25 protein-coding genes and 1 other RNA gene are annotated in these 20,985 nt (G+C 75.0%); 12 read left to right on the top strand and 14 right to left on the bottom strand.

The features are described from left to right. Positions 1 to 51: 51 nt before the first annotated feature. Together npdG and DQ238_RS04260 are read right to left on the bottom strand one after the other, a co-directional pair. A complete protein-coding gene (npdG, locus tag DQ238_RS04265; protein WP_113780067.1) occupies positions 52 to 747 on the bottom strand; it encodes an NADPH-dependent F420 reductase in 696 nt (231 codons plus the stop codon). A 69-nt stretch (positions 748 to 816) separates the two neighbouring features. Beyond that, a complete protein-coding gene (locus DQ238_RS04260) occupies positions 817 to 1,002 on the bottom strand; it encodes a hypothetical protein (RefSeq protein ID WP_113780066.1) in 186 nt (61 codons plus the stop codon). A 148-nt stretch (positions 1,003 to 1,150) separates the two neighbouring features. Between DQ238_RS04260 and DQ238_RS04255 the strand changes: the two genes are divergently transcribed. Next, complete coding sequence (locus DQ238_RS04255) at positions 1,151 to 2,281, top strand: GGDEF domain-containing protein (RefSeq protein WP_233495692.1); 1,131 nt, start codon at positions 1,151 to 1,153, stop codon at positions 2,279 to 2,281. A 44-nt stretch (positions 2,282 to 2,325) separates the two neighbouring features. Further along, a complete protein-coding gene (locus tag DQ238_RS04250; RefSeq protein ID WP_113780065.1) occupies positions 2,326 to 3,639 on the top strand; it encodes a M24 family metallopeptidase in 1,314 nt (437 codons plus the stop codon). 19 nt (positions 3,640 to 3,658) lie between these two features. Here DQ238_RS04250 and DQ238_RS04245 read toward each other — a convergent pair whose 3' ends face one another. The 5 genes from DQ238_RS04245 to DQ238_RS04225 all read right to left on the bottom strand — a co-directional run bounded on the left by DQ238_RS04245 (position 3,659) and on the right by DQ238_RS04225 (position 6,251). Then, positions 3,659 to 4,087 carry a ChaB family protein gene (locus DQ238_RS04245; RefSeq protein ID WP_113780158.1) on the bottom strand — a complete coding sequence of 143 codons (429 nt, stop codon included), beginning with the start codon at positions 4,085 to 4,087 and terminating at the stop codon, positions 3,659 to 3,661. Between the two features lie 137 nt (positions 4,088 to 4,224). Further along, on the bottom strand, positions 4,225 to 4,581 hold the full coding sequence (locus DQ238_RS04240) for a thioesterase family protein (RefSeq protein ID WP_255418013.1): 357 nt from the start codon (positions 4,579 to 4,581) through the stop codon (positions 4,225 to 4,227). A 26-nt stretch (positions 4,582 to 4,607) separates the two neighbouring features. Next, positions 4,608 to 4,838 carry a hypothetical protein gene (locus DQ238_RS04235; protein ID WP_113780063.1) on the bottom strand — a complete coding sequence of 77 codons (231 nt, stop codon included), beginning with the start codon at positions 4,836 to 4,838 and terminating at the stop codon, positions 4,608 to 4,610. A 1-nt stretch (position 4,839) separates the two neighbouring features. Beyond that, complete coding sequence (locus DQ238_RS04230; protein ID WP_113780062.1) at positions 4,840 to 5,100, bottom strand: DUF2795 domain-containing protein; 261 nt, start codon at positions 5,098 to 5,100, stop codon at positions 4,840 to 4,842. Next, a complete protein-coding gene (locus tag DQ238_RS04225) occupies positions 5,097 to 6,251 on the bottom strand; it encodes a Vms1/Ankzf1 family peptidyl-tRNA hydrolase (protein ID WP_113780061.1) in 1,155 nt (384 codons plus the stop codon). Before DQ238_RS04225 ends, DQ238_RS04230 begins: the two co-directional genes overlap by 4 nt. Before the next feature lie 142 nt (positions 6,252 to 6,393). Here DQ238_RS04225 and DQ238_RS04220 point away from each other — a divergent pair, with 142 nt between their 5' ends. Both DQ238_RS04220 and DQ238_RS04215 read left to right on the top strand, forming a co-directional pair. Further along, positions 6,394 to 6,729 (top strand): hypothetical protein, encoded by a 336-nt coding sequence (locus DQ238_RS04220; RefSeq protein ID WP_113780060.1) that lies wholly within the window; start codon positions 6,394 to 6,396, stop codon positions 6,727 to 6,729. Between the two features lie 99 nt (positions 6,730 to 6,828). Beyond that, on the top strand, positions 6,829 to 7,134 hold the full coding sequence (locus DQ238_RS04215; protein ID WP_113780059.1) for a hypothetical protein: 306 nt from the start codon (positions 6,829 to 6,831) through the stop codon (positions 7,132 to 7,134). 53 nt (positions 7,135 to 7,187) lie between these two features. Here DQ238_RS04215 and DQ238_RS04210 read toward each other — a convergent pair whose 3' ends face one another. Continuing rightward, positions 7,188 to 7,775: a hypothetical protein gene (locus DQ238_RS04210; protein WP_113780058.1), complete on the bottom strand. Its 588-nt coding sequence runs from the start codon at positions 7,773 to 7,775 to the stop codon at positions 7,188 to 7,190. A gap of 58 nt (positions 7,776 to 7,833) precedes the next feature. Beyond that, entirely contained in the window at positions 7,834 to 8,859 is a 1,026-nt protein-coding gene (locus DQ238_RS04205; RefSeq protein WP_199506124.1) for a LacI family DNA-binding transcriptional regulator, read from the bottom strand. Positions 8,860 to 9,159: 300 nt separating this feature from the next. On the opposite strand from DQ238_RS04205, the gene DQ238_RS04200 reads away from it, so the two are divergent. Genes DQ238_RS04200 through DQ238_RS04190 form a run of 3 tightly spaced genes read left to right on the top strand, consistent with a single transcriptional unit; the run spans position 9,160 to position 11,490 of the window. Further along, the gene (locus DQ238_RS04200; protein WP_113780056.1) at positions 9,160 to 9,633 is read left to right on the top strand and encodes a universal stress protein; all 474 of its coding nucleotides are present in this window, start codon (positions 9,160 to 9,162) and stop codon (positions 9,631 to 9,633) included. Further along, positions 9,623 to 10,108 carry an SRPBCC domain-containing protein gene (locus tag DQ238_RS04195; protein WP_113780055.1) on the top strand — a complete coding sequence of 162 codons (486 nt, stop codon included), beginning with the start codon at positions 9,623 to 9,625 and terminating at the stop codon, positions 10,106 to 10,108. The genes DQ238_RS04200 and DQ238_RS04195 overlap by 11 nt, the downstream gene beginning before the upstream one ends. Continuing rightward, positions 10,105 to 11,490: an MFS transporter gene (locus DQ238_RS04190; RefSeq protein ID WP_199506123.1), complete on the top strand. Its 1,386-nt coding sequence runs from the start codon at positions 10,105 to 10,107 to the stop codon at positions 11,488 to 11,490. Before DQ238_RS04195 ends, DQ238_RS04190 begins: the two co-directional genes overlap by 4 nt. 91 nt (positions 11,491 to 11,581) lie before the next feature. On the opposite strand, the gene DQ238_RS04185 is transcribed toward DQ238_RS04190, so the two are convergent. Further along, the gene (locus DQ238_RS04185) at positions 11,582 to 12,922 is read right to left on the bottom strand and encodes a glycoside hydrolase family 36 protein (protein ID WP_113780054.1); all 1,341 of its coding nucleotides are present in this window, start codon (positions 12,920 to 12,922) and stop codon (positions 11,582 to 11,584) included. A gap of 151 nt (positions 12,923 to 13,073) precedes the next feature. On the opposite strand from DQ238_RS04185, the gene DQ238_RS04180 reads away from it, so the two are divergent. The 3 genes from DQ238_RS04180 (at position 13,074) to DQ238_RS04170 (ending at position 16,582) form a co-directional block, all read left to right on the top strand. Next, complete coding sequence (locus DQ238_RS04180; RefSeq protein WP_113780053.1) at positions 13,074 to 14,657, top strand: Na+/H+ antiporter; 1,584 nt, start codon at positions 13,074 to 13,076, stop codon at positions 14,655 to 14,657. Positions 14,658 to 15,052: 395 nt separating this feature from the next. Then, positions 15,053 to 15,652: a hypothetical protein gene (locus tag DQ238_RS23020; RefSeq protein ID WP_199506122.1), complete on the top strand. Its 600-nt coding sequence runs from the start codon at positions 15,053 to 15,055 to the stop codon at positions 15,650 to 15,652. A gap of 117 nt (positions 15,653 to 15,769) precedes the next feature. Further along, positions 15,770 to 16,582 (top strand): class I SAM-dependent methyltransferase, encoded by an 813-nt coding sequence (locus DQ238_RS04170; protein ID WP_113780051.1) that lies wholly within the window; start codon positions 15,770 to 15,772, stop codon positions 16,580 to 16,582. Positions 16,583 to 16,667: 85 nt separating this feature from the next. Here DQ238_RS04170 and DQ238_RS04165 read toward each other — a convergent pair whose 3' ends face one another. From DQ238_RS04165 to DQ238_RS04150, 4 genes are all read right to left on the bottom strand, one after another. Further along, a complete protein-coding gene (locus tag DQ238_RS04165) occupies positions 16,668 to 17,288 on the bottom strand; it encodes an antibiotic biosynthesis monooxygenase (protein ID WP_113780050.1) in 621 nt (206 codons plus the stop codon). A gap of 144 nt (positions 17,289 to 17,432) precedes the next feature. Further along, positions 17,433 to 17,834: RNase P RNA component class A (rnpB, locus tag DQ238_RS04160), an RNA gene on the bottom strand. 55 nt (positions 17,835 to 17,889) lie between these two features. Further along, positions 17,890 to 18,612, bottom strand: a complete 723-nt coding sequence (locus DQ238_RS04155) for a PIG-L deacetylase family protein (RefSeq protein WP_113780049.1) — start codon at positions 18,610 to 18,612, stop codon at positions 17,890 to 17,892. Positions 18,613 to 18,662: 50 nt separating this feature from the next. After that, positions 18,663 to 19,022: a hypothetical protein gene (locus DQ238_RS04150; protein ID WP_305037555.1), complete on the bottom strand. Its 360-nt coding sequence runs from the start codon at positions 19,020 to 19,022 to the stop codon at positions 18,663 to 18,665. 135 nt (positions 19,023 to 19,157) lie between these two features. Here DQ238_RS04150 and DQ238_RS04145 point away from each other — a divergent pair, with 135 nt between their 5' ends. Together DQ238_RS04145 and DQ238_RS04140 are read left to right on the top strand one after the other, a co-directional pair. Beyond that, positions 19,158 to 20,540, top strand: coding sequence for a DUF2254 domain-containing protein (locus DQ238_RS04145; RefSeq protein WP_113780048.1), 1,383 nt, complete (start codon positions 19,158 to 19,160; stop codon positions 20,538 to 20,540). A gap of 26 nt (positions 20,541 to 20,566) precedes the next feature. Beyond that, entirely contained in the window at positions 20,567 to 20,983 is a 417-nt protein-coding gene (locus tag DQ238_RS04140; protein WP_113780047.1) for a hypothetical protein, read from the top strand. The last annotated feature ends 2 nt before the right edge of the window (positions 20,984 to 20,985 follow it).

Raw genomic sequence — 20,985 nt, 5'->3', positions numbered from 1 at the left:
CCGACCGGACCCGCAGTGCACGAGACCACCCGGCAACGGTGTCAGCGGCGCTCAGACGTCGGTGATGCGGATGCCGGCGTGCGCCTTGTACCGGCGGTTGCACGACACCAGGTTGACCGTGAGCGCCTCGACCTGGCGGGCGTTGCGCAGCCGGCCGGCGTAGATGCCGCGCATGCCGGGCAGCCGGCCGGCCAGCGCCTGCACGGTGTCGGTGGCCTCGCGCACGTCGCCGACCACCATGACGTCGCAGTCGAGGGTGGGCTGGGAGACGTCCTCGAGCAGGGCTGCGGACACGTGGTGGAAGGCGCCGACGACCTGCGAGTCGGGCAGCAGCGCGGCCGCCTGCTGGGCGACCGACCCCTCGGGGACGTCGAGCACGTACGCGCCGAGCTCGTCGAACGCCATGGGGACGACGCAGTCGACGACGATCTTCCCGGCCAGCGGGGTGGTCAGCTCGGCCAGCGTGGCGGCGTGCCCGGCGAACGGCACGGCGACGACGACCAGGTCGGCCGCGCCGGCGACGTCGGCGTTCGACCCGCCCCGGACCGACACCTCGCTCCCCGCCGCCGCGGCGGTCGCCCGCTCGGCGACCTGCTCGGCGACGTCCGCGCAGCGCTCGGCGTCCCGCGAGCCGAGGAGGACCTGCTGCCCGGCCGCGGCCAGCCGGACGGCGAGACCCCGCCCCTGCGGACCGGTGCCGCCGAGCACGCCGACGACCAGGTCCTCCACCGCACGTCCCTCGCTCACACGTCCTCCTCCGCCGCCGGACCCCCCGGCGCCCCGGCACCGATCATGCCGGGGACACCGCCGACCCGGTCAGTCGCCCTCCTCCCACGCACGGTCCTCGGCGTTGAGCCGCTTCTCGCGCTCGGCCACCGTCTGCAGCGCGTGCTCGGCCTCCTCGCGGGTGGCGTAAGGGCCCAGCCGGTGCCGCTCGGCACAGCCGTCCCGGTCCTCGACGGTGTGGTGCTTGAGGCAGTAGAACCACGGACCCTGCGCCATGTGCGGCCTCCTCGTCGTCGGGGTGTGCGCCTCCACCCTGCCACCGGTCCGGGGAGCCGGTCGGACGGCGACCGCGGACCCGGGTGGAGCGGACGACGGCGCGCCGAGTTGCCCTACCGGCCCGGTCCGTGCGGCATGCTGCCGTCCCGTGAGCGGCCGGCGACGCGGAGACACCGACACCCCGGCCCCGGCCGTTCCCCCCGGCACCGGCCCGGAGCGCCACGTCGCCGCGCTGACGCTGGCCTCCCTGCTGCTCCTCGGCGGGCTGATGGGAGCGGTGGACCTCCTCGTGGACGGCGTGGTCCGCGGGGGCACCGCCCGCTGGGTGTACGGCGGCAGCATGCTGCTGTGCCTGGCCCTCGCCGGGTGGCTGGGGCTCGGCCGGCGGGTCGGCCGCTGGGAGACGTTCGGGCTGGTGCTGCTCGGCGACCTGGGCTACGTGGTCGTCACGCGGTGCCTCGAGGACCCGGTCCGCCACGCGAGCCCGCTGATGCTGCTGTTCCCGGCGTTCGTGGCGGCCTGGTTCTGCGAGTCGTGGATGCTCGCCGTCCACATGGTCGCCACCGTCGGAGCCTGCCTGGCCGCGCTGGAACCGAGCTACGACAGCGCGCTGGAGCTGGGTGTGCAGGTGGGGGTCGACGCCACGGTGCTCAACGCGGCGTCCGCCGGTGTGCACGTCCTGCGGCGCCGGGTGCAGCGGCTGCTGCGGGCCACGCAGGCGCTGTCGCACCAGGACCCGCTCACCGGGCTGGCCAACCGGCGCCTCCTGGTCGAGCAGGCTCCGCGGGTGTGGCGGCAGGCCCGCCGCGAGGGCTCCCGGGTGGCGGCGATGGTCCTCGACCTGGACCACTTCAAGCAGCTCAACGACGCCCACGGGCACGCCGTCGGCGACGCGGTGCTCCGGGCCGTGGCCGCGTCGCTGTCGGCGACCGTTCGCCCCAGCGACGTGCTGGCGCGCGTCGGCGGCGAGGAGCTGGTCGTGCTCGGCCTGGTCAGCGACCCGGCCGAGGCGCAGCGGCTGGCCGAGCGGCTGCGGTCGGCGGTCGCGGCCGGCCGGACCGACGACGGCCACTCGGTCACCGCGTCGATCGGCATCGCGCTGGTGTCCCCCGTCGACGGCGAGGACGCCGCGGACGCGGTGTGGCGGCTGATCGACCGGGCCGACGGCGCCATGTACGAGGCCAAGCAGGCCGGGCGGGACCGGGTGGCTGCCGCCCTGCCCCGGCCGCGCACCGCCCCCGAGTGGGAGGAGGCCACCCCGGCCGGCGGGTCGGCCTGAGCGCTCGACCGGTGGGGACGACGGTTGTCTGCTTCCCTGTCCCCATGACGCTCGTCGCGCCGGACCCGACCCGCACGGTGCCCCTGCCGCTGCGCGAGCAGGCCGACGTCCGCGACCGGTGGCTGACCCAGCGGCTGCTCGACCTGCTGCCCGGGCTCATGGACCGCGCCGGCATCGACCTGTGGCTGGTCCTCGGCCGCGAGTACAACGAGGACCCGGTGCTGGCCACGCTGCTGCCGGCCACGTGGCTGTCGGCCCGGCGCCGCACCATCCTCGTGCTGCACCGCAGCGACGACGGCGTGACCGCCGCCGCGGTCTCCCGCTACCCCGTTGGGCAGTTCCTGCCGGCCTGGTCCCCGGAGGACGGCGCGGCGCTGCCGGCCGAGGAGTCGCAGTGGGCCGAGGTCCGGCGGATCGTGGAGCAGGCCGGGCCGCGGCGGATCGGCGTCGACGTGTCGGCCGACTTCGCCCTCGCCGACGGGCTGTCGTACACCGAGCACCGGCTGCTCGCCGAGGCGCTCGGGCCGTGGGCTGACCGGCTGGTGTCGGCTGAGGACCTCGCGGTCGGCTGGCTGGAGGCGCGACTGCCCGAGGAGATCGTCGCGCTGGACGCGATGAACCGGCTGGCCGGCGAGGTGGTGGGTGAGGCCTTCTCCTCCCCCGCCGCCCTCGCCGTGGGCGCCACCACCGCCACCGATCTGGCCTGGGAGCTGCGCCAGCGGTTGGCCGACCTCGGCGCGGAGCCGTGGTTCCACCCGGTGGTCGACCTGCAGCGGGCGGGGGCGACGCCGGTGCGCGGGCGCGGCGCGCTGCTGCCCGCCGTCCCCTACGACGCCCCGGTCGAGCCCGGCGACCTGGTGCACTGCGACGTCGGCCTGTCCAGCCTGGGACTGAAGACCGACAGCCAGCGCACCGGCTACGTGCTGCGCCGCGGCGAGACCGACGCCCCGGCGGGGCTGCGGCACGCGCTGGCCGTGGCCAACCGGATGCAGGACCTCACGACGGCGGAGCTGGTCGCCGGCCGCACCGGCAACGAGGTGCTCGCCGCGGCCCGGGCCGCCGCCGCGGCCGTGGGAATCGACGGGGTCATCTACTCGCACCCGGTCGGCTTCCACGGCCACGGGGCGGGGCCGGCGATCGGGCGGTGGGACGACCAGGGCGGCGTCCCCGGTGTCGGCGACCGGGTGCTGCACCCCGACACCGTCTACGCGCTGGAGCTGTGCGTGCGGGTGCCGGTGCCCGAGTGGGGCGGCCAGCCGGTGCGCATGGCGCTGGAGGAGGGCATCGCGCTCACCGGGGACGGCGTGCGCTACCTGGGCGACCGGCAGACCGAGCTGCTGCTCATCCCCGGCGCCTGAAGGAGGCGTCCCGGGGCGCTCACTCCTCCCGTGCCCTGCGGGTCTCCCGGTCGTTGGCCTTCTGGATGGCGTCGACCAGTTCGTCCTTGCTCATCCTCGACCGGCCGGAGACGCCCAGGCGCTTGGCGACGTCCATCAGGTGCGCTTTGGTGGCGTTGGCGTCCACGCCGCCCTTCGTCTCCCGGTTCGTGTCGCGCCCGCCCTCGGCCTGGGCATCGGAGGGCCCCTTGCGGCCACCGGGCTTGGGCTCCCAGTGGTCACCGACCTTCTCGTGCGTGTGCTTCACCGCGGCCCAGGCGACCTGGTTGGCGCGCTGCTCGTCGTCGTAGGACTCCAGCGCCGAGTCGTGCGCCTTGGCGAAGGTGCGCTGCGCCTTGTCGTCCGAACGCTGCAGGGTGCTGGGGATCTCGTCCTGTTTCGCGTCGCCGCTCTTCGTCGTCTTCGGCATGCCGGACCGGTACCCGGGATCACCCACGCAGGAACGGGACCAGCCGCGGCCAGCTCCCCCGGCGCTCCCTCGGCCACGTGGTGGCCGCTGTCGACGCGGCCGCCGCGCACGTCGGCAGCCCAGCGGAGAACGCCACCTCAGGACCCGGCGAACCGCGACCAGTGGGCGCGCTCGGCCTCGGTCATCGCGCGGCTGGCGTCGGTGGTGAAGTCGAAGAGCACCACGACCGAGTCGGCACGGATGGCGACCCGGTCGTCCTGGGTGAGTTCCTGGCGCATCGTGAGCGACTTCGTACCGAGCCGGGTGATCCAGCTGCGCACGCACAGCCGCTCGCCGACCCGGTAGTAGAGCTGGCGGAGATAGTCGACCTCCAGTCGCGCGAGGATGAGGTCGCGGTCCCCGGGGCCGGCCATCGCCAGCCGGGCGTCCTCCAGCAGGCTCAGCGCCCGAGCGTGGTTGACGTGGCCGAACGAGTCCGGATCCGACCAGCGCAGCTGGACCCAGTGCTCATGGGCTGCGCTCAGGGCAGGTCCGCGGTGTCCTCGGAGCGCCGGTGGCCACCCTGCGCGTCGTCGGGGTCGGGGTGGACCGTTCGCTCCTCGGACTCGGCGAGGATCACCTCGGCCGCCACCTCCTCCATCCCGCTGCCGGCGACCTGCTCCTCCTCGGGCAGCAGCTGGGCGCGGCTGCGGACGTTGTCCTCGGTCACGTTGGCCAGCGCCTCGGGGCTGGGTTTCTTCTGCGTGGTCATCTCAGAAACGCTCCTGCTCGGTACCGGTGCCCAGTGCTCGGGCGACGTCCTGCACGTTGGCGAACTGCTGCCCGGCCGGCAACCGGCGCAGCGGAAGGACCCCCCTGCCCCCCGCCCCTCGCACGCTCGCGGCGGGTCCCTGCAGGCGGGCCAGGTCGGCGGGCCACACCTCCTCGCCGAGCGCCTCGGCGAGCGCCGCCCGGCGCTCCACGCCGCCCGGCGAGGTGCCGGGCGCGGTCGCGGGCTGGTGCGGGTTGCTCACGGGGTCGGCTCCTCGGTGCGCTGCGGCCCGGGGGTGGAGTCGTCGGTGTAGCGGAGGACGGCGGCGACCGGGATGTCGCCGGGCAGGGCCGCCCGGGGGACGACGACGACGTCGGCGCTGCCGGCCACCGCCGCGGCCAGCAGCGCCCGGTCGGCCGGCACCGAGTGCACCTCCTGGACCCCGAGGGCGTCCATGTCGCCCTGGTCGAGGCCGAGCTCCAGCGGGGAGGCGCCGACCAGCAGCTTCTCGTCGTCGGGCTCGTCGGCGAGCACGAGGGTCTCGACCTGGCCCTTGCGCAGCGCCTCGACGACGTACGCCGTCCCGGTGACCGCCAGCCCGTGCGCGGCGGCCGCCTCGATCTGCTCGACCGCGCGGGCCTCCTCGTGGGCCTCGTGCTCGGCGACCAGCTCGGCGGCCCGCCGCTCGACCGGCTCCCGGTCGGCCCCGGCGGCGCGGCCGCCCTCGTCCATCGTCACGACGAGGTCCTTCCACAGGTCGCTCGCCCGGTCGGTGAGGATGGCGCGGGCCCGGACGTCGCCGGCGACGAGCACGAACCTCGGCCCGTACCGACGGGCGTACGAGGCGATCCGCTCGGCGACCCGGTCGGCGTTGTCGATCCACGTGTTCTCGGCGCTGTTCTGGTACTGGCTGTGCGACCAGTCACCGACCTTCACCTTGCGCATGTGGAAGGTGTCGCCCTTCACCGTCTCTTCCTCATCCTCCTGCCCGGGCATGCCCACGTAGGTGATGTCCGCACCCGTCCGGTCGACGAGGGCGACGATGTGCGGCACCCGCCCGGGCAGCTGGCGCAGGATCGGCAGCAGGTCCGGTGTCGGGGCCCACGCGGCCACCACCCGCAGCGGTGCGTCGATCAGCGCCTGGTCGAGGACCACGGACCCGTCAGCCGCGACGACGAGGGCCCGGCCGCGCAGCGTGGCGATCTCCCCACCTTCGTTCGCCTCCAGCAGCCGGCTGCGGACGGCCTCGACGACCGCCTCCGGCGCGCCCTGCTCGGTGAGCTGTTCGGCGATGGCGCGGACCCGCAGCTCCACTTCGGTGTCGGCGGTCGCGCTGACGTGCGTGACGTCGGCGCACACGGTGGCGTAGGGCCCGGAGGCGTGCAGGACCGGCTCCAGGAAGGACACGTCCATGGGGTGGGGACCACTCCCTCGATCGCGGTGGGCGTCGGTGGGCGGGACCCGCGACCGGGCGCTCCCGCCTCCGCCGCCTACCCACCGGCCGCCCCCTCACACCCGGTGTCGGACCGGGAGCGCGGGGGTAGGTGCCTCGGCCATGACCGAGCACGACCAGCTGCCGCTGCCCGACTACGACCACATCCCGGTCGAGGGGCTCGCGTCGCGGATCCGCATGCTGGACGCCACCGGCGTCGAGACGCTGCTGGAGTACGAGCGCGCGCACGCCGACCGGTTGCGGGTGGTGACGATCATGGAGAACCGGCTCGCCGCGCTGCGCGAGGGCGCCCGGCCCTCCGGTGGCGACCCCGCCGCCCCGGCCGCCGACGACCCCGTGCCCACCGCGGCCGGCTCGAAGGTCTCCGAGGCGACGTCCGGCCCGCCGGTCAACCCGCCGTCGCACGGCGACCCGACCAACCCGGCCCAGCCGCGCTGACCGGCTGACCGTCGCGGCGATCCCGCCGCTCTCGCCGCTCCCGGCCCTCGGGGCGGGCGGGGTCGCCGGTGCCGCCGCGCACCGGGCACGCTCGGCGCCATGAGCGAGACCGCGCGGGTCGCCCTGGCCGTCGTCTGCTTCTCCGTGGCGCTGCTCGCTCAGCTGACCGGCATCGCGCTCCTGGTCGGCGAGGGACGCCGGACCGGCGACGCCCTGCGTCGCTGGCGCGACGCCCGGTCGGGTGTGGGTGGGCGCGACACCCCTGCCGGGGCCCCCGTGCGGGCCGAGGAGCTGGACGGCCTGGTGGACCACCTGCTCGGCAACCGGTTCGACCGGGCGACCGCCGCCGTCCTGCTGCTGGTCGGCGTCGTCGCCGGCGCGCTGGGGAGCCTCCTCTCGCTGTGAGCTCGGGTGCCCGGGGAGCTCGGGTGCCCGGGGAGCTCGGGTGCCCGGTGCGCTCAGGGGGTCTGCTGGGTCTCGAAGGCCAGCGCGAAGAGGTCGGTGAAGGCGCCCTCGTCCAGCGGCGCGGAGCCGGTACCGGTCCGCTGCAGGTACAGCAGCCGCTGCCCGTCGGTGGCCACGGCGAGCAGGCTGGGCACGGTCAGGTTCGTGCCGTCCGGCGCCCGGACGGCGGTGGTGAACCGGACGCCGTCGCTCGCGTCGCCCAGGTCCGGGACGGCCAGGGCGGCGAGGTCGACGGTGGCGGAGCTGCCGTCGGGGGCGGTGATCGTCACCTGCCGGCACTGCTCCACCAGGTCGGCGAACCGCGGGCCGGCCGCGTCGGCCTGCTCGCTCTCGGCCAGGAGCTCGACGGTGACGTCGGCGTCGGTGGTCGCCGCCTGGGCCACCACGACCCCGAAGTCCTCCGGGCTGACCGCGGTGCCGCCGACGCCCTCGCCGCACTGGGGGGTGACCGAGGCACCCTGCGGCAGGTCGCCGCCCGCACCGGTGGTCACCTGCCGGACGTCGACGGACACGGCGTCGGCGGCCGGGCCGAAGGCCTCCGCGGGCAGCAGCGCGGCGGCCAGCTCGTCGTTCGTGCTCAACCCGCCCGAGGCGTCGCTCCGCGTGACCGGGGTCGGAACCCGATCGGGTGACGCGGGATCACCACGAGCGCCAGGATGCCCGCGGCGGGCCGATCGACTCGCGCAGGCGCAGCGGCATGGGCACCCGGTGCTCCGTGCCCGGGTCCCCCTCGCCGAGCAGCAGCTCCACCGCGGTGGTGGCCAGCTCCCGGTGCGGCAGGGCGACGCTGGACAGCGCCGGCCGCAGCCACACGGCGAGGTCGGAGTCGTCGAAGGCGACCACGGAGACGTCCCCCGGGACGCGCAGCCCGCGGACGGCGAGGGCCTGGTAGACCCCCATGGCCACGCGGTCGTTGAAGCAGATGACCGCTCGCGGGTGACGGCGCTCGTCGAGGAAGGCCCCGAACTGCTCGAAGGCCGACTCGGGCCACCAGGCCGAGGGCACGGTGCCGGCGAGCCGCGCTCCGGCGGCGCCCAGGACCTCCTCCATGCCGCGCACCCGCTCGGCGGCGGCGATGACCTGCGGCTCGGTCTCGCCGACCAGCCAGATGCCGTCCCGGTGGCCGGCGTCCAGCAGGGCGGCCGCGGCCGACCGGCCCGCGGCCACCTCGTCGGGGACGACGGAGGGCAGACCGCTCCCGGGCGCCCGGCAGTTGAGCAGCACCAGGCGCTGCGACCGGAGTGCGTCGGGGACCTCGACCTCGCGGGTGAAGTAGCTCGCGTAGAGGTAGGCGTCGACGTGCCGGTCGAGGAGCTCCTCGACCAGCTGCCCCTCGAGTTCGACGTCCTCCCCGGTCTCGCAGACGAAGAGCAGGTAGCCGCGCGCGGCCGCGGCGAGGAGGGAGCCGTAGACGAGCTCCCCGGCGTAGGCCTCGCTGGCCACGGAGTCGGTGACCAGGGCGAGGGTCCGGGTGACGCGGGTGCGCAGTCCGCGGGCCATGAGGTCGGGCCGGTAGCGCAGCTCGTGGGCCGCGCGCAGCACGCGCCGCCGGGTGTCCTCGGCGATGCGCATCTCGCGCTCCTGGCCGGTCAGGACGTAGTGCGCCGTCGTCCGTGAGGTCCCCGCCCGATCCGCGACGTGCTGGAGGGTCACCCGCTGGCCCACGTGCGGAGTCTGGCACGCACGCCACCCCAGGTTGCCTCTCCCGCCGCCGCTGCTCCGGGTTGACAGCACCCGGCGGTGGCTCTTCACTGTCCGCTGAATCCGTCCAGCTGGTGATCTTCCTCACAGGTTGGGCCGCCTCGGTGGCCACGGACGACGAGGTGAGCGCGATGACGAGGTGAGCGCGATGACGACGCACACCGCGGGGGTCGGCACCGCCTCCCGTGCCCGAGATCCGCTTCCCGGCGCCGCCCGCGGCGCCCCCGAGTCCACGCACGCCGGCAGAGGAGGACGGGACCGGTCATGAGCTACACCACCGTCGTCGTCGGCACCGACGGCTCCCACTCCTCGTTCCGGGCGGTCGACCGCGCGGCCCAGGTCGCCTCGTCGGAGGGCGCGCTGCTGCTCGTGGTCTGCGCCTACAGCGCGGTGAGCCCCCGCGCGCAGGCCAGCGTGACCCGCCAGCTCAGCGACCCCACCTCCACCCAGGTCCTGGGCACCGACGCGGCGAAGGAGGCCCTCGCCGCGGCGGTGCAGCGCGCCGAGTCCGGCGGGGCGTCCGGCGTCACCGGGCAGCTCGTCGAGGGCGACCCGGGGCAGGCCCTGCTGTCCGTGGCGGAGGAGCACGGCGCCGACCTGCTCGTCGTCGGCAACCGCGGGATCAACACGCTGTCCGGCCGGCTGCTGGGCTCGGTGCCCGCCACCGTGTCCCAGAAGTCGCCCTGCGACGTCCTCATCGTCCACACCACCGCTGGAAGGGGATCCAGTGACCGCTAACGTCATGGTCGTGGTCGAACGGCAGTTCGACTACCCGCGTCCCGACGTGTTCCAGGCGTGGACCCAGCCCGCGGAGATGGCCCGCTGGCGGGGCAGTCTGGGCTGGCACGTGGAACCGGACACCGTCACCTCCGACCTGCGCCTGGGCGGGCGTCACCACCACGTCAAGGTCCGCGACAACGACCCGACGGCCCGGGTGACCACCGACGCGGTCTTCACCGAGTTCTTCGACCCCGACGTGTTCGTCGCCCGCCAGCGGATCACCGGCGACCCGGGCATCGACCCGGACGTCCCGCTGGAGCTGCGCGTCGAGTTCAGCAAGACCGGGCGCGACGGCACCCTGCTGCGCATCATCCAGGGCCCCTTCGAGCCCGACGTCGCCGGCCAGCACAGCCGGGGCTGGGAGCAGGAGCTCGACCGCCTGCAGACCTACCTCACCGAGCACGAGCAGCGGGCACCGGAGGTGTCGCGGTGAGCACCTCGCTGACGCAGAGCCGCACCACGCACGCCACCATCGTGCGGGAGAAGCCGCTGATGAACATGCGGCAGATCCTGCTGATGAACCTCGGCTTCTTCGGCATCCAGTACAGCTTCGGGATGCAGCAGACCGCGGTGAACCCGATCTACAACTTCCTCGGGGCCTCCCCGGACGAGCTGCCGCTGCTCAACCTGGCCGGACCGATCACCGGGTTGTTCATCCAGCCCCTGATCGGCGCGCTGTCGGACAAGACCTGGAGCCCGCGGTGGGGCCGGCGCAAGCCGTTCTTCCTCATCGGTGCGATCGGCTGCAGCATCTGCCTGTTCCTGTTCCCGTTCGTGGCCGCGGTGTGGATGGCCGCCCTGCTGCTGTGGCTGCTCGACGCCAGCAACAACACCGCGATGGAGCCGTACCGGGCGTTCATCGCCGACCGGCTGCCGCCGCAGCAGCTGGCCAAGGGCTTCCTCGCGCAGTCCTTCTTCACCGGATTCGGCATCACCCTGGCCAACATCTCGCTGTTCGTCTTCCAGAGCCTGATCACTGGGGCGACGAGCGCGGGCATCCCGTACTGGGTCGTCGCCTCGTTCATCCTCGGCTCGGTGTGCTCCATCGGCACGGTGCTCGTCTCGGTGCTGAGCACGCCCGAGCTGCCGCCGTCCCCCGAGGAGCTGGCGGCGATACGGGAGAAGAAGGGCGGCTTCGGCACCGCGGTGCGCGAGATCTGGGAGGCCATCGTCGAGATGCCTCCGCAGCTGCGCAAGCTGGCCCTGGTGTACCTGTTCCAGTGGTACGCGATGGTCTGCTACTGGCAGTTCGTGTCGCTGTCGATCTCCCAGTCGGTGTTCGGGACGACGGACACGCAGAGCCCCGCCTACGCCGAGGCCGTCTCGTGGACCGGACTGGTCAACGGCTGGTACAACATCGTGACCTTCCTGGTCGCGTTCCCGCTGGTCGCCTTCGCCCGGCAACGCGGCGCCAAGTGGGTGCACTCGACCTGTCTGCTGCTCGCCGCGGCCGGGTTGCTGGTGTTCCCGCACCTGACCAACAGGTACCTGCTGTTCATCCCGATCATCGGCCTCGGCATCGCCTGGGCCTCGATCATGGGGGTGCCCTACATCCTGGCGGTGCGGCTGATCCCGTCGACCCGCTACGGGGTGTACATGGGGATCATCAACATGATGATCGTCGTCCCGATGCTCATCCAGACGCTGACCTTCGGGGCGATCTTCGACAACCTCCTGGGCGGCAACCCGAACAACGCGATCACGTTCGCCGGGATCCTGCTCGCCATCGCCGCCCTGGCGATGACGTGGATCAAGGAGCCGCCCATCGTGCGGGACGTGGACAGCGTCATGGCGATGCCCGCCGGCGCCCACTGAGGAGCGTCCCCGTCCTCCCCACCCTTCGCAGGCTCGCGGCCGGGGCCCGGGACGGGGCCGACGAAGCGGCGCTCGGCTGACCCGCCCCGGGTCAGCCGAGCGCCGCTTCGTCGAGGACGAACGGTTCGGCCGGCACCGGCCGGACCAGGCGGCGGGTGGTCACCAGGCCCCACTCGTCCAGGTTGCGCAGCCGGTCGCTGCTGGCCCGCAGCCCGCCGTAGCGCTCGACGTGGGCGGCCCACTCCGCCCGCCGCTCCACCGCCGGGCGGACGACCAGGCAGTCGGAGTCGTTGACCCAGAGCCGGCCGTGCTGCCAGGCGCGCCCGCGGCCGTTGGCGGTCGCCGCCCACTGGGAGGGGCCGAACGCCCCGCCGTGCGTCGGGGAGTAGTGGACGGCGACGTCCGGGCTGATCCGCATCGCGTCGACCAGCCCGACGCTGGGCAGGATCGGGGCCCCGCAGCCGAGCAGGTAGGCGTCACCGATCGACTCGCGGACGACGGCCATCCCCCGCCGGTAGGCCTCCTGCCCCGAGGCGGTCCGGTCGGCACGCCGGCCCGGGACGGCCCCGGCGTAGACGAAGTCGGCCTTGACGAAGTCGACGCCCATGCCGCGCAGGGTCGTGAAGACCGTCCGCAGGTGGGCCTCGGCGCCCGGGTGGGTGACGTCGAGGACGCGCAGCTCCTGCCCCCAGTTGACCCCCGCGGTCGCCTCCGGCACCAGCCACTGCGGGTGCTCCCGCGCCAGGGCCGAGCGCGGGGAGACGAGGAACGGGGCGATCCACAGGCCGGCGCGTAACCCGCGGTCGACGATCCGGCCGATCGTCTCCCGCAGCGAGCCGAACCGCCCGGAGTCGACCAGCCAGTCGCCGATCTCGGCCTGGTACCCGTCGTCGAGCTGGACCACGTCGACGGCGAGGTCGAGCTCGCCCAGCGCGTCGAGGTTCTCCTCGACGTCGGCCTCGGTCACGTCGGTGGAGTAGTGGTACCAGGAGCACCACAGGGTGGGCGCGGGGCGCAGCGGCCCGAGGCCGCAGCGGGCGGCGTGGGTCTGCCCCCAGCGGCCCAGCGCGCCGTGCAGCCCGTCGGGGCCGGGGTCGACGGCGTGCTCCACGGCGCCGTCGGCGGCGAGGACGACGCGGTCCCCGCGGACGTCGGCCCGGATGCTCGGGACCGGGTCGGCCCCGGGCGGGGCGGCGAGGACGTGGATGCCGCTGCCGTCGCCGGGGTCGACCGCGAGCAGCCCCTCGCCCCAGAACGCGTCGGCGGGCGGGCGGGTGTCCGGGCGCCAGTTCATCACCCGCGCCGCCTCCGTGCCCGGCCGCAGGGGCGTCTCCCCGACGCGGTAGGCCAGCGCCGGGCTCCACGACTGCCAGCCGTGCTCGTACACCCGCGCCCGGCCGGGGTCCACCCGGACGTCCCCGAGGTGCTGCATCCGGTGCCTCCCCCTGTGCGGGCGCGTCCGGCCGCCGTCGACGAGCGCACTGCGGCCGTCAGGCGAGCATGTCCGCCCGCTCGCGGACCGTCCACCCGCCGCCCGGCCGGGCGCGCACGATGGGAGGCGTCGGACGCCTGGGAGGTCCACCGTGCTCGGTCTCGAACTGATCGTCGTCCTGAGTGCTGCGGTGCTGGCCTGCAGCGTGCTCGCCCGCCGCCTCCGGGTCGCCCCGCCCGTGCTGCTGCTCGCCTGCGGCGTGCTGCTCGGGTTCGTGCCCGCGCTGCGCGAGGTGCACCTGCCATCCGAGGCGGTGCTGCTGATCTTCCTGCCGGCGCTGCTGTTCTGGGAGAGCCTGACCACGTCGCTGCGGGAGATCCGCAGCAACCTGCGGGCGATCGTCCTGCTGAGCACCGTACTGGTGGTCGCGACGGCCGCGGCCGTGGCGGCGGCGGCGCACGCCCTCGGGCTGCCGTGGGGTCCGGCGTGGGTGCTCGGCGCCGCCCTGGCGCCGACCGACGCCACGGCGGTCGGGGTGCTCGCCCGGGCGCTGCCGCGCCGCACCGTCACCATGCTGCGCGCGGAGAGCCTGGTCAACGACGGCACCGCCCTGGTCGTCTACGGACTGGCCGTCGGCGTCACGGTGGGCTCCGAGCACCTCGGCGTGCCGCACGTCTCCTGGTTGTTCCTGCTCTCCTACGGGGGCGGGGCACTGACCGGGACGGTCACGGCGTGGCTCGCGGTGCAGGTCCGCCGCCGCCTGGACGACCCGCTGCTGGAGAGCGTGGCCATCGTCCTGATCCCGTTCACCGCCTACCTGCTGGCCGAGGCGATCTCCGCCTCCGGGGTGCTCGCCGTCGTGGTGTGCGGGCTGATCATGAGCCAGACCGGCCCCCGTGTGGCGCGGGCCGACACGCGTCAGGTGACGACGGCGTTCTGGTCGCTGTCCACCTTCCTGCTCAACGGCGGGCTCTTCGTCCTCGTGGGCCTGGAGGTGCAGGCGGCCGTCCGCGGCCTGACCAGCGTCGACCTCGCCCGCGGGCTGGTCGCGGTCGCCGTCGTCTCCGCGGTGGTCACCGGAGCCCGCTTCGCCTGGCTGTTCACCACTCCCTACCTGATCCGGCTGCTGGACCGCCGTCCGCAGCAGCGCCTGCGCCGCGTCGGCGCCCGGGCCCGGGTGGTCAGCGCGACGACCGGCTTCCGCGGCGCGGTCTCGCTCGCCGCGGCCCTCGCCGTCCCGGAGACGGTCGCGTCGGGCGCCCCGTTCCCCGACCGCGACCTGATCGTCTTCGTGACCGCCGGGGTCATCGTGGTCACCTTGGCCCAGGCCCTGCTCCTCCCGGGCGTCGTGCGCTGGGCCCGGCTGCCCCGCGACACCTCGGTGGAGGAGGAGCGCCACCTCGCCCAGACGCTCGCCACCGAGGAGGCGCTCGCCGCGCTCCCGCGGCTCGCCGCCGACCTCGGCACCGACCGGGAGGTCGTCGACCGGTTGCGCGCCGAGTACGAGGAGCACCTGCAGGTCCTGCGCGCCGACGGTGGCGGCGCGGACGACGAGCCGGTGCTGCGCCACGAGCAGGACTACACCGCGCTGCGCCTTGCCGTGCTCGCCACCAAACGGGCCACCGTGCTGCGGCTGCGCGACGAGCGGCGCATCGACGACACCGTGCTGCGCCAGGTGCAGACCCGGCTCGACATCGAGGAGGTCCGCCTCTCCCGGCGCGAGGTGGTCGACTGACGGTCGGCCGGTACCCGCGGTCCGCGCCCCCATGTTCACCGCTGTCCTGGCCCGGGCACCCGCAGCGCACGGCCCTCTGCGGGAGCTCACGCAGACCGGCCCAGGTCGGGCAGTCGATCGCACGGCTGCCCGACCGCCTCGTCCGGACCGGCGTGGTGGCGCCCGCCTCGACCTGCCCCGTCTCGTCGCCGCAGCCACGGAGTCCCCAGGATCCGAGGCCCGGGCCACCGCTCGTGCGGGGCAGGTGCCGCGGTGTGGTGGCCGCGGCGCACGGGCGGAGAGCCTGTGCCGATCCGGAGGAGTCCGCGGGCGACCGACCGGGTAGCGGGGACCCGACCGATGGCGGCGCCACCTGCACCGGCGCCGCTGCGTGGAGATCCGGCCGGGAGGCTGTCATGGGATTGCTCGACGAGCTCATCGGCGGCGGTGGCCGCCAGCAGGAGTACGGCGACTTCATCGACCGGTACCGGCAGGGAGCGCCCTACGACGGCATCTCCGACGAGGAGGCCGGGCAGCGCTACTCCGAGGTCGCCGGGGAGGTCGACCCGCAGACCTACCAGGACTCGGCACGCGACGCGTTCGGCAACATGGCGCCCGAGGAGCGCGACCAGTTCGCCGGCCAGCTGCAGGAGTACGCGCAGGCCCAGGGCGTCGACACCGGGTGGGACGGCCGGTCCACCGACCCGGACGCGCTGGCGGGGATGACCTCCAGCATCCACCAGCAGAACCCCGGCCTGCTCGGCGCGCTGCTCGGTGGGGGCGGCGGAGCGGGCGGCCTGGGCGGCCTCCTCGGCGGGGCCGGCGGAGGCGGTGCCCTCGGCGGCCTGCTGGGCGGGGGCGGCGGAGGGGGCGGCCTCGGTGACCTGCTCGGCGGAGGCGGCGGGAGCGGCGCGGGTGGCGCGGGTAGCAACCCCGTGGTGAAGGCCGCCCTCGCCGGCATCGCCGCCATGGCGGCCCGGCGGCTCATGGGCGGGCAGGGCGGGCCGGGGCGCTGACCGGTCCGCCCCCGGCCGAGGTGCGGACGGCGACCGCTGTCGGCACCGTGCACACCCCTCCGCCCGCCGGACCGGGCCGGTTGACGGAGGGCGCGCGCGGCCACTACGGATGGGCGCATGCCCGCCACCCCCGAGGGCGAGCCCCATCGACACCGACAGGTGGCGGAGTCGTTCGGGTCGGACGCCGAGCGCTACGACCGGACCCGACCCTCCTACCCCGATGCCCTGGTGGACCGGATCGTCGCCGCCAGCCCCGGGCCCGACGTCCTCGACGTCGGCATCGGCACCGGTACGGCGGCCCGGCAGTTCCGGGCAGCCGGCTGCCGGGTGCTCGGGATCGACCCCGATCCGCGCATGGCCGACGTCGCGCGACGCGGCGGGGTCGAGGTGGAGGTGGCGACCCTCGAGGCCTGGGACCCCGCGGGCCGGACGTTCGACGCGGTCGTCGCCGGGCAGACCTGGCACTGGGTGGACGCGGCCGTGGGCGGGGCGAAGGCGGCGCAGGTGCTGCGGCCGGGCGGTCGGCTGGCGGTGTTCTGGAACGTCGGCGAGCCGCCGCGCGAGACGACGCAGGCCTTCGCCGCCGTCTACGAGCGGGTGGCGCCCGACGCGCCGGCCGCGCGGGTCTACCGCCCGGGGCTGCCCGCCCTGGAGGTGTACTCGGTGATGGTCGACACGGCGGCCGACGGGATGCGACGAGCCGGCGCGTTCGGCGAGCCAGAGCGGTGGCGGTTCGACTGGGAGAGGTCCTACACCCGGGACGAGTGGCTGGACCTGGTGCCCACGCAGGGCGGGCACAACCAGCTCCCGCCGGCCGTGCAGGAGGCGGTGCTGGCCGGCATGGGAGCCGCCGTGGACGCGATGGGCGGCAGCTTCCCGATGCACTACACCGCAGTGGTGGTCACCGCGGCCCTGGCTGCCACACCCTGACCTGCGGAGAGCCTCCTGCGGCTCCGAGCGGCGGCACCGGTGACCCGGACGGCGCGGACCGAGCCGCGTCGTCCGGCCGGTGCGGTCAGATCGTCTCGGGAACGCCCAGGTGGGCGAGGACGAGGTCGAACTCGGCCGTGTCGAGGACCTCGATGCCCATGGCCGGGGCGAACTCGCCCCGGAACTCCCGCGCTCCTCCGCTCGCCTGCTCCAGGTCCGCCCAGCTGTCGTAGGAGACGGCCGACACGGTCATCCCGTCGCGGCGGCGCACCATCACGCTGACGCTGCAGAACCCGGGCAGGTCGTCGAGCTTGGGCATCAGGGACAGGCGGACGGCGTCCACGGCGCGGTTCACCCCGTCCGGGTCGGTGCGCAGCCAGGTGACGCGGGAGCAGGCCCCGTGGTGGGTCTCGTGCACCCGGTGCATCGCCGCGATCTCCCACTCGTCGACCTCCGGCTGGCCGCCGAGGACCTCGACCGTCCGGTCCTGGGAGGAGCGGACACCCTGCTGGCTCGCGTGCATGGCCTCCTCGTCGCGCCAGGAGGTCGTGACGATGCAGTGGCCGGAGTCGCGGTTGGCGAGCATCGACAGGCCGGCACAGCCGTCCATCTGCCGGAGCACCGGCATGGCCTCGTCACGGACGTAGGCGATCGCCTCGTCGACCGACTGCGGGTCGCCGTGGATCGTGGTCGAGCGGGCGTGCATGCCAGCCACTCCTCTTCCGGGCTCTCGGGGTCGACGGGGCCCCTACGGCATCGCTGCTCGGCACAGGTTGCTCGCCCTCCGGGTCCGGGGCAACACGGTCGCGGCAGCGATCGGAGCCGCGTAGAGGGAGTGGACGGCGGGCGACGGACGAGTCGGCCTGTACGCCGGGTTCTGTCCACGGGCGCCTCGCGGCGTCCCGATGGGCGGTCATCCATCTGGGCCTGCCGTTGCCGGCAGGCTCGAGCGGTCCACCCGCAGGCTCGGGCGGGCAGCCCTCGAACGCCTGCGCAGGACGGCGGTGCGACCCGCCGTCCCTCTCGACCTTGCTCCGGGTGGGGTTTACCGAGCCACACCGGTCACCCGGTGTGCGGTGGTCTCTTACACCGCCGTTTCACCCTTGCCAGCGCGAGCGCTGGCGGTCTGTTCTCTGTGGCACTGTCCCGCGGGTCACCCCGGGTCGCCGTTAGCGACCACCCTGCCCTGTGGAGCCCGGACGTTCCTCGGCGGCGGGGTCTCCCCCGCCGACGCGACCGCCCGGCCGACTCGTCCGTCGTGCGCCCAGTCTAGGAGACGCACTCCTCCTCCGACCCGTCGAGCGCGGTCAGCCCCAGTAGAGGCGAAAGCCGACCCGCCGCCCGCCGTCCTCGGTCAGGGTCGCCATGTCGATCTGTCGACGTGCCTGCTCCTCGACCGGCTCGTCGGACAGGGCCTCGAGGTACCGGCGGTGCTCGATCAGCGAGGCGACGGCCTTCTCCACCGCGGCGCTCACGTCCAGCACGTGCGGCGGCTCGGGGTCGACCGAGTGCACCGCGACGTACTGCACGCCCGACCACCGCGGCTCGGGGAGGTCCGGGAAGATCCACTCGTTGCCGGCGTCGGCCACCGCGTCGAGCACGCTGCGGGTCAGCGCCCGGTGGTCGGCGGAGTTGAGGTACCCGGGCGTGACCCCCGGCGCGGTCCAGGTGTCACCGCCCCACATGGTGAGCACCAGCTCCGGCCGGTGCCGGCGGATCGCCGCGGCCAGGTCGCGGCGCAGCGGCAGCCCGGCCTCCAGGACGCCGTCCCGGTGGCCGAGGAACTCCACCTCCTCGACCCCGACGACGGCGGCCGAGCGGCGCTCCTCCTCCTCGCGCAGCGGCCCGGCCTCCTCCGGCGAGAGCCCGGCGATCCCGGCCTCCCCGCGGGTGGCCAGCAGGTAGTGGACCTCCTTGCCGGCCGCGGTCCAGACAGCGACGGCGGCGGCCGCGCCGTACTCGATGTCGTCGGGGTGCGCGGCCACGACCAGCGCGCGCTGCCAGTCGTCGGGCATGGGAGCCGGGGGCATGGCGGCAGTGTGCTCCTCCGGTTCCGGTGCCAGGCGCTCGGGCACCGGGGTCACCGGCCGCGGGCCACCCGCAGCGCGGTGGCGATCAGCGGCGCCTGCAGCGGCAGCCGGACGGCGGCCAGCGCGACCGGCACCGGCCGCCGCGGCACCACCCGGAACGTGTGCAGGTGCGCCGGGACGAAGCCGACCAGCAGCGCCGTCGCGAGCCGTCCCCCGGCGCGGCGGGTCGCCGGTACGACCATCAACCCGGCCGCCGCGATCTCGGCGACCCCGGTGCCCACCACCCAGGCGCGCGCGTCGCCGAGCTCGGGTGGCACCAGCCACTCGAACGTCCGCGGCCGCACCAGGTGCAGCACCCCCGACCCGCCCAGCGCCGCCGCCAACGCCCTCGCCCGGACCGGGAGCTCCACCGGTCCACCGTAGGCCGGCCGCCACCGACAGCGGGCACCCCACCGGCCGGACCCGCCCGGCCGCGGCCCGGCGCCACCCTGGGCAGACTGGCCGCACGACCGTCACCCGGACGGCGGCGCAGCGGGGAGGCGACCATGGGCCGGCGACGCGGACCGCACGACGTGGCCTGGGCCCGGGCGCGGCAGGCCGTCACCGGTGCGCTGTGGCCGCTGCCGGCCGCGGCGATCCTGCTCGCCATCGGCCTGGGCATCGGCCTGCCGGCCGTCGACGAGGCGCTGCAGGGCAGCGGGGAGGAGCCGTTGGCCTACGTCTTCGGCGGCGGCCCCTCGGCGGCGCGCAGCATCCTCGAGACCATCGCCGGCTCGCTGATCTCGGTCACCACGCTGCTGTTCTCCCTGACCATCGTGACCCTGCAGCTGGCCAGCAGCCAGTACTCGCCGCGGCTGCTGCAGACCTTCGTCCGCGACCGGGTCGTGCAGGTCTGCCTGGGGGTGCTGCTGGGCACGTTCGTGTTCGCGCTCATGGTGCTGCGTGGCGTCCGGTCGGCCGACGAGTCCGGCGCCGGCGCCTTCGTGCCCCGGCTGTCGGTGACCGTGGCCTTCCTGTTCACCCTGGGCTCCGTGGCCGCGCTGCTGGCCTTCCTGTCCCACCAGACGCGGCAGCTGCGGGTGGAGACGATGATGCGCGACGTCCACGCCGAGGCCACCACCACCCTCGCCCGCCTGCGGCGCTGGCAGGAGGACGACGACCAACCCGACGGCCCGCTGCCGCTGCTGCCCGACCGGGCACGCCCGCTGTGTGCCCGCCACAGCGGCTTCCTCGTCCGGGTGCAGGAGGGGGACCTGCTGCGGGCGGCCGCCGACGCCGGCGTCGCGCTGCGCGTCGACCGGCGGCCCGGCGACGCGGTCGTCGAAGGCACCCCGCTGGCCTGGGTCTGGCCCGACGACGCCGGCAGCAGCTCCCCCGGCGGCGGGCTCGAGCACGCCCTCGCCGACGCCGTCCTCGTCGGCCACGAGCGGGCCGACGTCGCCGACCCCGGCTACGGGCTGCGCAAGCTGGTCGACATCGCCGCCCGGGCCCTCTCCCCCGGCATCAACGACCCGACGACCGCGGTGCACGCGCTCTCCCACGTCTCGGCCCTGCTGGGCAGCCTCACCGAACGCGACACGTGGCACCGGCGGCTGGACGACGAGGTCGGCCGGGAGCGGGTGACCGTGCGTTCGTGGGCGTTCCCCGAGCTGCTCGACCTCGGCGTCACCCAGGTCCGCGGGTACGGCCGCGGCGACGCCGCGGTTGTCACCCGGCTGTACACGCTGCTGGCCGAGGTGGGCTGGCGGACCCGCAGTCCGGTGCAGCGCGACGCCGTCCGCCACCAGTGCCGGCTGCTGACCGAGCAGACCCTGGCCGAGCCGCCCACCGGCCGCTCCACCGAGGACGTGCGCGCGCTGACCGCCGCGGTCGAGGACGCGCTCGCCGGCCGCGGGCGGCCGTCCGTCGACCGACCGGCGAGCCGCTGAGCCGGAGCCGCTCTAGGCTTGGGCAGATGCCACGGACGACGACGCGTGCCCGCCTCGCCCCCGCCCTGCTCGCCGGCGGTCTGCTGGTGTTCCCGCTGACCGGGTGCACCGGCTCCGGCGACACCGGCTCGAGCGGCACCGAGACCACGACGGCGGCCGGCACGACGACCGCCACCACCCCGCAGAGCAGCGCCCCGACCGATAGCGGCGTGGACTGCTCGGGCACGCGCTGCTCGGTGACCCTCACCGGCCAGGACAGCACGGTCGAGGTCCTCGGCACCACCGTCGGGTTGCAGAGCTCGGAGAACGGCCGGGCGACGTTCCGGGTGGGCGACCAGGAGATCTCCTGCAGCCAGGGGGAGAGCGTCTCGGCCGGTCCGCTCACCCTGGAGTGCACGACCGTCACCGCCGACTCGGTCACCTTCTCCGCCTCCCTCGGCTGAGC

The organism is Geodermatophilus sp. TF02-6 (genome assembly GCF_003319115.1).
Lineage (GTDB): Bacteria > Actinomycetota > Actinomycetes > Mycobacteriales > Geodermatophilaceae > Geodermatophilus.
Note: the sequence above shows the minus strand (reverse complement) of the source record. Positions and strands in the feature narration are given on the sequence as shown.